The 9,532-nt window shown below is 63.9% G+C and carries 12 protein-coding genes; 5 read left to right on the top strand and 7 right to left on the bottom strand.

Going from position 1 to position 9,532, the window contains the following annotated elements:
* The 3 genes from WEB61_RS12585 to purT all read right to left on the bottom strand — a co-directional run.
* A partial coding sequence (locus tag WEB61_RS12585; protein ID WP_368064684.1) for a LysR family transcriptional regulator occupies positions 1-115 on the bottom strand: 115 nt, incomplete at its 3' end.
* A 185-nt stretch (positions 116-300) separates the two neighbouring features.
* Positions 301-1,257, bottom strand: a complete 957-nt coding sequence (locus tag WEB61_RS12580) for a calcium/sodium antiporter (RefSeq protein WP_368064682.1) — start codon at positions 1,255-1,257, stop codon at positions 301-303.
* Positions 1,254-2,468 carry a formate-dependent phosphoribosylglycinamide formyltransferase gene (purT, locus tag WEB61_RS12575; protein ID WP_368064681.1) on the bottom strand — a complete coding sequence of 405 codons (1,215 nt, stop codon included), beginning with the start codon at positions 2,466-2,468 and terminating at the stop codon, positions 1,254-1,256. Before purT ends, WEB61_RS12580 begins: the two co-directional genes overlap by 4 nt.
* 130 nt (positions 2,469-2,598) lie before the next feature.
* Here purT and WEB61_RS12570 point away from each other — a divergent pair, with 130 nt between their 5' ends.
* The 5 genes from WEB61_RS12570 (at position 2,599) to WEB61_RS12550 (ending at position 6,719) form a co-directional block, all read left to right on the top strand.
* Entirely contained in the window at positions 2,599-2,928 is a 330-nt protein-coding gene (locus WEB61_RS12570) for an ArsR/SmtB family transcription factor (protein ID WP_368064680.1), read from the top strand.
* A gap of 93 nt (positions 2,929-3,021) precedes the next feature.
* Positions 3,022-3,942: a cation diffusion facilitator family transporter gene (locus WEB61_RS12565; protein ID WP_368064679.1), complete on the top strand. Its 921-nt coding sequence runs from the start codon at positions 3,022-3,024 to the stop codon at positions 3,940-3,942.
* Positions 3,943-4,016: 74 nt separating this feature from the next.
* A complete protein-coding gene (locus WEB61_RS12560) occupies positions 4,017-4,757 on the top strand; it encodes an alpha/beta hydrolase (protein WP_368064678.1) in 741 nt (246 codons plus the stop codon).
* Between the two features lie 332 nt (positions 4,758-5,089).
* Positions 5,090-6,205 carry a hypothetical protein gene (locus WEB61_RS12555; protein WP_368064677.1) on the top strand — a complete coding sequence of 372 codons (1,116 nt, stop codon included), beginning with the start codon at positions 5,090-5,092 and terminating at the stop codon, positions 6,203-6,205.
* Between the two features lie 76 nt (positions 6,206-6,281).
* The gene (locus tag WEB61_RS12550; RefSeq protein WP_368064676.1) at positions 6,282-6,719 is read left to right on the top strand and encodes a globin domain-containing protein; all 438 of its coding nucleotides are present in this window, start codon (positions 6,282-6,284) and stop codon (positions 6,717-6,719) included.
* 130 nt (positions 6,720-6,849) lie between these two features.
* Here the strand turns inward: WEB61_RS12550 and WEB61_RS12545 are convergent, their stop codons facing one another.
* The 4 genes from WEB61_RS12545 to WEB61_RS12530 form a co-directional block, all read right to left on the bottom strand.
* Complete coding sequence (locus WEB61_RS12545; RefSeq protein WP_368064675.1) at positions 6,850-7,551, bottom strand: aspartate/glutamate racemase family protein; 702 nt, start codon at positions 7,549-7,551, stop codon at positions 6,850-6,852.
* 80 nt (positions 7,552-7,631) lie between these two features.
* Positions 7,632-8,651: a ketol-acid reductoisomerase gene (gene ilvC / locus WEB61_RS12540; RefSeq protein WP_368064674.1), complete on the bottom strand. Its 1,020-nt coding sequence runs from the start codon at positions 8,649-8,651 to the stop codon at positions 7,632-7,634.
* Positions 8,652-8,680: 29 nt separating this feature from the next.
* Positions 8,681-9,193 (bottom strand): acetolactate synthase small subunit, encoded by a 513-nt coding sequence (gene ilvN, locus WEB61_RS12535; protein ID WP_368064673.1) that lies wholly within the window; start codon positions 9,191-9,193, stop codon positions 8,681-8,683.
* 58 nt (positions 9,194-9,251) lie between these two features.
* On the bottom strand, positions 9,252-9,532 hold a 281-nt coding region (locus WEB61_RS12530; RefSeq protein ID WP_368064672.1), incomplete at its 5' end, for a thiamine pyrophosphate-dependent enzyme.

Below are 9,532 nucleotides of genomic sequence, written 5' to 3'. Positions count from 1 at the left end.
GGGAGGCGACGCGGCGAAGCACCGTGGTCGTGTTGACGCCCAATTGCTGGCCGGCGCCGGACAAGCTGCCCGCCGTGGCGACCGCCAGAAAGAACCGTAAATCGTCCCAATTCATGGACTTAGCCCCGCCCGCGCCAAAACCGAGATTTGCACGAACAGCATAGGGACTTTGCACAAGCTTTAAAATGCGGAAAAGCAAAGGTTGGATTGCAAAAAACAGGCATGAAAAGAGCAATTGTGACAGCACAGCGCGTGACAGCTTACCCCCCTCTGTCACGGAACTGTCATAAAACTGTCATATCAGGACAGCAGGAACGTCACATAGGCCCCATAGCCAATCAACAAGAGCATCGCTTCCATCCGCCCGAGCCGCGCACCCGTGAAGGCGAAGAAGAGGAAGACGAGCGTTGCCGCACCCATGACCCAGATGTCGAAGGAAGCGATGTCGGCCGGCACCGTGATCGGCTTCACGGCGGCGACGGTGCCCGCTATGCCGAGCACGTTGAAGATGTTGCTGCCGACCACATTGCCGATGGCGATCTCGGATTTGCGGCGCAAGGCGGCGAGCACCGAGGTCGCGAGTTCAGGCAGCGAGGTGCCGACGGCGACGACGGTCAGGCCGATGACCGAATCGGAGATGCCAAATGTGTCGGCGAGCTTGACCGCGCTGCCGACCAGCAGCGAGGCGCCCGCAACGAGCGCGACGAGACCGCCCAGCGCCATCACGAGTTCGATCGCAAGGCCGAAACGCGGGCCCGCCTGCAGGAACGCCGCCTCGGAGGCATGGAGATGGGCGGTGCCGTCCTGGCACTTGCGGTCGGCGCGATAGGTGTAGACGAGATACCCCGCCAGCAGCAGCAGAAAGACGATACCGACGCCGCGCGACAGGAAGCCATAGACGCAGACAATGATCATCACCGCCGCCGCGGCCAGCATCATCGACCCGTCGCGCTTCAGCGTTCCGCGTTCGACGGTCATCGGATAGACGAGTCCGGCGACACCGATAATCAGCAGGATATTGGCGATGTTGGAACCGACGACATTGCCGACCGCGATGCCGGGATACCCCGCAAGAGCGCCTTCGAGGCTCGCGACGAGTTCGGGCGCCGAGGTCCCGAAGCCGACCAGCGTCAGGCCGATCAGGAAGGGGGAAACGCCGAGCCGCGTGGCAAGCCCCGCCGCGCCCTTGACCAGAAACTCCGCGCCGCCAAGCAGCAGCGCGAGCCCGAGAACCAGAAACAGAAACGTCCACGTCAATCGCCAACTCCATCGCCCGAGACCGGTTTCACAAGCCCGGCCGCCTGTTTCGCCCGCGCCCGCGCTTCCTCGACAGTGGACGCCCGCGCAAGCGCCACGCCCATCCGCCGCTTGGTAAAGGCCTCCGGCTTGCCGAACAGCCTCACTTCAGTGCCGGGCAACGCCAGCGCCTGATCGAGCCCTTCATAAGCAATACCCTTTTCGTCGCGCCCACCATAGATGACGGCGCTGGCGCCCGGTGAATTCATCTCGACCGAAACGGGAAGACCGAGAACGGCGCGGGCATGCAGCGCGAATTCGCTCAGATGCTGGGTGACCAGCGTCACGAGGCCGGTGTCGTGCGGCCGCGGGCTGACCTCGGAAAACCAGACCTTGTCGCCCTTGATGAAGAGTTCGACGCCGAAAATGCCCCTGCCCCCCAGCGAATCCGTCACTTTCCGGGCGATGTCGCGCGAGGCCGCCAGCGCCGTTTCGCTCATCGGCTGCGGCTGCCAGCTCTCGACATAGTCGCCTTTGACCTGACGGTGACCGACCGGCGCGCAGAATTGCGTTTCGATGCCGCCGCCCGCGCGCCGCGCGCGAACGGTGAGCAACGTGATTTCATAATCGAAATCGATCATGCCTTCGACGATGACGCGCGGCGCCTCGACGCGGCTGCCCGACATCGCCAGGTCCCAGGCCTTCTGGACACCGCCCGGCGCCTCCAGAAAGCTCTGTCCCTTGCCGGAAGAGGACATGACCGGCTTGACGAAACAGGGAAAGCCGATGCCGCCGTCGATGGCCGCTTTCAGCTCGGCGGCGCTTGAGGCGAAGGCATAGGGCGAGACCGGCAGGCCGAGCTCCTCGGCGGCAAGGCGGCGGATACCCTCGCGGTTCATCGTCAGTTGCGTCGCGCGCGCGGTCGGGATGACTTCGGCGAGACCTTCGGCCTCGATCTTTGCCAGCTCCGCCGTCGCGATGGCTTCGATTTCCGGGATGATGATGTGCGGGCGCTCTTTTTCGATCAGCGCGCGCAGCGCCCTGGCGTCGGTCATGGCAATGACATGGCCGCGATGCGCCACCTGATGCGCCGGCGCGTCGGCATAGCGGTCGACCGCGATGACCTCGACGCCGTAGCGCTGCAACTCGATCGCCACCTCCTTGCCGAGCTCGCCCGAGCCCAGCAGCATGACCCGCGTGGCGGAAGGGGAAAGCGGCGTGCCGATGCGCATGGGGCCTCCTGAAACCGTTAGGGGCGCGGGTTTAGCACGGATCGGCGGCGGGCTGAACGCCGGAAGAGGGCCTTGCGCTTCACGATCTTTCTCTATACACTTGAACATATATTCAATTATATGGTTCGTCATGCCCACGCCGAAGACCGCCAAACCCGCGCCGCTCCCGCTCGACGACGACAAGACGGTCGAGCTTGCCGACATGTTCAAGATGCTGGGCGACCCGAGCCGCCTGCGGATCGTGACGGCGACGCTGGCCGGCCCGCGCGCCGTCGGCGAGATCGCCGCCACGCTGGGCCTCTCCGTCTCGCTGGTCAGCCATCATCTGCGGCTGTTGCGCGCCACGCGCCTCGTCAGCCCCGAGAGGCGCGGCAAGCAGGTTTTCTACCGCGTGCACGATGCGCATGTCGCGCGTGTGATCGCCGACATGATCGCGCATGTGAACGAGGACGCGGAATGAACCCGGCGCCGTTTCATTCCACTTATCCCCGCTCTCCCGCCCCGTGAGATAATGGGCACAGGTAGCAATCTCCCATGAATATCGGAATTCAAGATGACCGCGCATCAGCATAGCAACGACCACAGCCACGCCAATGAGCGCCGCGTGTTCTTCGCGATGTGGCTGACCGGCACCTTCATGCTGGTCGAGTTCGTGGGTGGCGTGCTCTCGGGCTCGCTGGCGCTGATTGCCGATGCCGGCCACATGCTGACCGACACCGGTGCGCTGATGCTGGCCTGGGTGGCGACGCGGCTGGCGCGCAAGCCAGCCGATATCGCCCGCTCCTATGGCTACGGACGCGCCGAAACGCTGGCCGCCTTCACCAACGGCATCGTGATGCTGGTGCTGGTCGGCTGGATTCTTTTCGAAGCGGCGACGCGCATCATGGAACCGCGCGACATTCTGGCCGGGCCGATGCTCGCCGTCGCCATTGCCGGTCTCGCCGTCAATATCGCGGCGCTGAAACTGCTGCATGGCGGCGACGGCAATCTCAACATGCGCGGCGCGGCGCTGCATGTAATGGGCGATCTTTTAGGCTCGGTCGCGGCGATCGCGGCGGCGGTCACCATCCTCTTTACCGGCTTCACCGCGATCGACCCGATCCTGTCGGTACTCGTCGCGCTGCTGATCCTTCGCAGCGCCGCGGCGATCATCCGCGAGTCCGCGCATGTGCTGATGGAGGGCTCACCCGAAGGCGCAGGCGGCGGCGACATCGCCGACGATCTGCTGACGCATGTACCTGGACTGGCCGATGTACACCACGTTCACGCCTGGTCGCTGACATCGGAGCGCAAGGTGGCAACACTGCACGCGCGTCTCGCGCCCGGTACGGATGCCGGCGCGGCGCTCGCCGCCATCAAGGCACGGCTCGGCAGCCGCTTCGGCATCGGCCACGCGACAGTGCAGATCGAGCAGGCGGATTGCCCCGATGCCGAGGCACACGGTCATAATTTTCAAAATGACGAGCCTTGTTGAGGCTCAAAAATTCCCCGCGCAAATCATGCTGCGATGCGGTATGATCCATCCAACATCGAAAAAGGGGGCCAATCATGCCGTTTTCAGCCGACGGAGCGCGGACGCTTCTGTCCTGGGCGGGCGAATTGCGTGTCTTTGCGGAACTGGGCGCGCTGGCGCCGGCGCTGCCGGCCTTGCTCAATGCGCCGCGCGGCGACGGTCATGGCGTCCTCGTGCTGCCGGGCATGCTGACCGGCGACGAGTCGACTTTCGTCATCCGCCGCTATCTCGACGAAATCGGTTATACGACGCATCCCTGGAACCAGGGCCACAACTGGGGTCCGAGCCGCGTACTGCACGAAGCCCTGCGCACGCGCCTGCGCGAATTGTCGGCCCGTTACGGCCGCCGCGTCAGCATTGTCGGCTGGAGTCTTGGCGGCATTTATGCGCGGGAACTGGCACGTGAATATCCGAGCCTTGTGCGGCAGGTCGTGACGCTGGGCAGTCCTTTCGGCGCGGATCACGACCCCGACGGCGCGGACTATGTCATGAACGGCGGCGTCAACGGGCACAGCGCCGAAAAGGCCGCCCGCCGCCGCGTCGCTCCACCTGTGCCCTGCACCGCGATCTATTCGAAAAGCGACGGCGTGGTCGATTGGGAAGACTGCCGTGAAACGGATGGTCCGCAGGCGGAGAATATAGAGGTGACGGCGACGCATCTCGGCATGGGCGTCAATCCGATGGTGCTCTGGGCCATTGCCGACCGGCTGGCGCAGCCCGAGAATGACTGGAAACCGTTCGACCGGACGGGGCTGCATGAGTGGCTGTACGGCTGACATGCCGCTTGCTGCGGGTGCGAAATCCGTATCTGATTGTTGAACGACCGCAACTTCTCGCTCCGATCGAATCGCCACGAAGAATTGCCCGATCACGTATCGTCCCATACGAAATCTGTGTGAGCTGACACGCGCCGGTCACAATCGGCGCGCGAGGACCGTCATTGACGGTCACAATCTGCCGCCAAATGGTCACTCCTGCCTCGTTCGGAGGCAGCGTAGGATCAAGTCGATTGTCATGCGGAGAATCCCGGGCAAGACAAAAAGCGCACCGACGGCCGCCCGGATCGTTTCTCCCGCATGCAAGCGTACAGCCGCGCACAGGAAAACGCATGATCCACTACATTTGCCGGAACGGACAGCAGGATACGGTCGTACCGTTTCTTTGCGCGGCCGGCGACGCGCTGCGAAACACCCTGCGCGTTACGCCATACGAGGACATTTTTTCCAGGGGCACGCTCGCCGCCGGGCACCTGATATTCACCGACCTGGACCGGCTCTCCGGGCATGAACTCGAAGCGGCGCATATGGTTGCAAGATCCATGCGCGACGCCGTCCCGGGCGTTCGCGTCCTCAACGAACCCGCACGTTCGCGGCAACGCTATTCGCTGCTGACGACGCTATGGAAGGAAGGCATCAACCCCTTTCGGGCGGCGCGCCTCGACGACACGATTCCCGCGCTCAGATATCCGGTGTTCATTCGTCGGGAAGACGGCGCATTCGGTCCGGAAACGGACCTTCTGTATTCGGAGGAAGAGCTGCACGACGCGATCGCCAGCCTTCCCGCCCGGGGGCTGCCGCTGCGGGGGCGCATCGCGGTGGAGTACTGCGCCGAGAAGAACGCCGACGGCCACTATCGGAAATACGGTGCCTTCCGGATCGCCGACCGCATCCTGCCGCAGCACATACAATTTTCGCGTCACTGGATGGTGAAGCAGGACACCAACGTCATCACGCCCGCCTTTGTCGCCGAGGAGGAGCAATATATCCGGCACAACCCGCATGAAGCCGAATTGATGTCGATCTTCGACCGGGCTCATGTCGAGTTTGGCCGTATCGACTATGCCTTCGCCAACGGGCGCCTCATCGTCTACGAAATCAACTCGAATCCGGCTTTTCCGCACGGCAATCACCGCAATGGACGCGAGCACCTGCGACAGGAAGCGGGCCGGAGACTTGTCGAGGCGCTGATGGAAGCCGATGCGCCCCTGACGACGACAGGGACCGTGCGTTGTTTCCCGCACGGCGCCGCCGTTCAAACATCGCCGGCAGGCGCGAGAGCGCCCCGGCGCATCTTCCAGATGGTAGGCAAATCCGCTTTGCTGGACCGGGCCATCGCGCTCTACTGGACGGCGGTTCCCGAAAGCTTTCGGCGGATGATTCCGGCCGAACTGAAGAAGAGCGCGATGTACATGCTGTCCTGGCTCGTGATGAGGGAGCCCGGATAGGCAGGCGGCCGGCCGGCGGTTGCGCCGGGGCGGCCTCATGGGTGTACGATCTCCCGAAAGAACAGGGAGGCACCCGATGAGCCTGAGCGAACAAGAAAAACAACTGATCGAACATTCCATCGAGCGCGTGGCGGAAGTGGCCGGAGATCCCGCGCCCCATGTCTATGCGCGGCTTTTTGCGCAAGCGCCGGAAATGGAAGCGCTCTTCGTGCTCGACACCGACGGCAATGCCCGCGGGCACATGCTGTCGGAATCGCTCGACTGCATTTTCGATTTTCTGGGGCCGCGCGCCTATGCGCCGGTGCTGATTCAGAGCGAGTTGACCAACCACGAGGGTTTCGGCGTCCCGCCGCGCATCTTCGCGACGTTTTTCAATGTGACGATGGAGACGTTCCGCGACTTGCTGGGCGCGGAATGGACGACGGAGACGGATGCAGCCTGGGGCGCGCTGCTCGGCGAACTCGACGCAGTGGTGGCGGCGCAGGCGGCGAAATACGGCATGGCGGTGGTTTGAGGGGGTGAGGGTGTTTCACGAAGTGAACAAAAAGGTCCGATGGACCTTTTTGAACCCGAACGAAAGCTTATGGCATTGCCCTGCGCTTCGCTCCGGGCGTTCGAAGCTTGAAAAGGCCCACTGGGCCTTTTCATTTGCCTTCGGCAAAACGCTTCTCACCCCCCGCGATCTTCGCCGCCGCCTCGAAGCCGATGCGTGGGGAGGAGAGGAGCGGTGCGCGCAGCGCGCCGGCGAGCGCGGCAGCGGGGGCCATCGAGGCTTGCGCGAGGACGAGGATGTCGACGTGCTTCGACGCTTCCGAAAGACGCGACGCGATGCCTTCGTAATAATCGTCGAGGCGGCCTTCGCGGAAAGCGGCCCAGACATCGTCGAAGAGGAATTCGCGGATTTCGCAATCGCGCCCCGCCCGCGCGGCGGAACTCGCGATGAGGTCGCGCGTCGGCTGAAGCGTCGGCGCAAGCGTCGCGCAGATGCCGATGCGGCCGGCGTCGCGGACCGCACGGTCGGCCATCGGCCGGTCGATGCGCATGATCGGGATTTCGGCTTCCTGCGCGGCCGCTTCCGCCGCGGGCCCGAGCGTCGAACAGGTGCAGACGACGACGCGCGCGCCGCCTTCGGCGAGCGCCAGCAGCGCTTCCTGCGTCTTCAGGGAAATGGCCGGCGTCATGCCGCCCGCTTTCTCGGTGGCGATCAGCAGGTCCTCGCGCACCGCATGGGCAAGCGCAAGCCCCGGCGCGATCGCGTCGCGGAGCGCATCGAAGGTGTCGATATGGACGGCAGCCGTGTGCAGGAAAGCGATGGCGGCGCCGTGATGTCGGTGCGATGGAGGCATGGGCCTCTCCTCAAAGAAAAAGGCCCTCCGCGATCTTCGCGGAGGGCCCCGTGTGTCGTCGGGCTGAGTGCGAGATCGCGTCAGTTTTTGGCCTTGTCTACGAGTTTATTCGCCGAAATCCACGGCATCATCTCGCGCAGACGGGCGCCCACCTCCTCAATGGGGTGGGCGGCGGCGGCGGCGCGCGTCGCCTTGAAGCTCGTCTGATTGACCTTGTTCTCGAGCATCCAGTCGCGCGTGAACTTGCCGGTCTGGATGTCGGTGAGCACGCGCTTCATTTCCGCCTTGGTATCGGGCGTGATGATGCGCGGGCCGGTGACATATTCGCCATACTCGGCCGTGTTGGAGATCGAGTAGTTCATGTTGGCGATGCCGCCTTCATAGATCAGGTCGACGATCAGTTTCACTTCGTGCAGGCATTCGAAATAGGCCATTTCCGGCGCGTAACCGGCTTCCGTCAGCGTTTCGAAACCGGCGCGGATGAGCTCGACGAGACCGCCGCAAAGCACGACCTGCTCGCCGAAGAGGTCCGTCTCGCATTCCTCGCGGAACGAGGTTTCGATGATGCCGGCGCGGCCGCCGCCGATGGCCGACGCATAGGAGAGGCCGACATCATGGGCGTTGCCGCTCGCGTCCTGATGGACGGCGATCAGGCAAGGCACACCGCCGCCGCGCTTGTATTCCGAGCGCACCGTGTGGCCCGGGCCCTTCGGCGCGACCATCAGCACGTCGATATCCTTGCGGGGCTCGATCAGATTGAAATGAATGTTGAGGCCATGCGCGAAGAAGAGCGCCGCACCCGGCTTCATGTTGTCGGCGAGGTCGGCATAGTAGATGTCGCCCTGCAGCTCGTCCGGCGTCAGCATCATCAGCGCGTCGGCCCATTTGGCAGCGTCCGCAACCGTCATGACCTTGAGGCCCTCGCCTTCCGCCTTCCTGGCGGTGGCCGAACCGGCGCGCAGCGCCACGGCGACGTCCTTGACGCCGCTATCGCGCAGGTTCAGCGCATGGGCATGGCCCTGGCTGCCATAGCCGATGATGGCGACTTTCTTGCCCTTGATCAGGTTCACGTCCGCGTCGCGGTCGTAATAAACGCGCATGGCTTCTATTCCTTCGGTTCGTCTCTTCGTTACATCGCTTCGGGACCGCGGGCGATCGCCACCACGCCTGTCCGCGACACATCCACAAGGCCGAGCGGCCTCATCAATCCGATAAAGGCATCGATCTTGGTCGGCGCGCCTGTTACCTCGAAAATGAAGGAGGTGTGCGTCGTGTCGATGACGCGGGCGCGGAAAGCATCGGCCAGTCTGAGCGCCTCGACCCGGCGTTCGCCGGTGCCCGCGACCTTGACCAGCGCCATTTCGCGCTCGACCGAATTGGTCTCGACCGTCAGGTCCATGACGCGGTGAACCGGCACCAGCCGGTCGAGCTGCGCCTTGATCTGCTCGATCACCATCGGCGTTCCGGCGGTGACGACCGTGATCCGCGACGTATGCTCCGACTGGTCGACCTCACCCACGGTCAAACTCTCGATATTGTAGCCGCGGCCCGAAAACAGCCCGACAACGCGCGCCAGTACGCCCGCCTCGTTGTCGACGAGGACGGCGATGGTGTGCCGTTCGATGGTGTCGTCCTTCTTCATGCGCGTCTCTGTATTGTGTATGGCCCCGTTGGGGAAGCTTATTCTGGCCGGAACCCCGTCAGACCAGCATTTTCCCCTCTTCCGAGACGCTGGCGGCCTCCGGATCGTCGCCCAGGATCATCTCGTTATGCGCGGCGCCCGAGGGGATCATCGGATAGCAGTTCTCGAACTTGTCGACCACGCAGTCGAGAATGACGGGACCGGGCACGTCGATCATCCGCTTGATCGCGTCGTCGAGCTCGGAAGGCTTGGAGGCGCGAATGCCGGTCGCGCCATAGGCTTCGGCCAGCTTGACGAAATCGGGCAGCGAGTCCGAATAGGAATGCGAATAGCGGCCCT

The organism is Parvibaculum sp., from assembly GCF_040882025.1.
Classification (GTDB): Bacteria; Pseudomonadota; Alphaproteobacteria; order Parvibaculales; family Parvibaculaceae; genus Parvibaculum.
Note: the sequence above shows the minus strand (reverse complement) of the source record. Positions and strands in the feature narration are given on the sequence as shown.

What these genes read in the sequence shown, in the direction of transcription:
- WEB61_RS12565 (WP_368064679.1), top strand. Translation starts at nt 3,022, where the DNA reads ATGACCGCGCATCAGCATAGCAACGACCACAGCCACGCCAATGAGCGC.
- purT (WP_368064681.1), bottom strand. Translation starts at nt 2,468, where the DNA reads ATGCGCATCGGCACGCCGCTTTCCCCTTCCGCCACGCGGGTCATGCTG.
- WEB61_RS12550 (WP_368064676.1), top strand. Translation starts at nt 6,282, where the DNA reads ATGAGCCTGAGCGAACAAGAAAAACAACTGATCGAACATTCCATCGAG.
- WEB61_RS12545 (WP_368064675.1), bottom strand. Translation starts at nt 7,551, where the DNA reads ATGCCTCCATCGCACCGACATCACGGCGCCGCCATCGCTTTCCTGCAC.
- ilvN (WP_368064673.1), bottom strand. Translation starts at nt 9,193, where the DNA reads ATGAAGAAGGACGACACCATCGAACGGCACACCATCGCCGTCCTCGTC.
- WEB61_RS12555 (WP_368064677.1), top strand. Translation starts at nt 5,090, where the DNA reads ATGATCCACTACATTTGCCGGAACGGACAGCAGGATACGGTCGTACCG.
- WEB61_RS12560 (WP_368064678.1), top strand. Translation starts at nt 4,017, where the DNA reads ATGCCGTTTTCAGCCGACGGAGCGCGGACGCTTCTGTCCTGGGCGGGC.
- WEB61_RS12570 (WP_368064680.1), top strand. Translation starts at nt 2,599, where the DNA reads ATGCCCACGCCGAAGACCGCCAAACCCGCGCCGCTCCCGCTCGACGAC.
- ilvC (WP_368064674.1), bottom strand. Translation starts at nt 8,651, where the DNA reads ATGCGCGTTTATTACGACCGCGACGCGGACGTGAACCTGATCAAGGGC.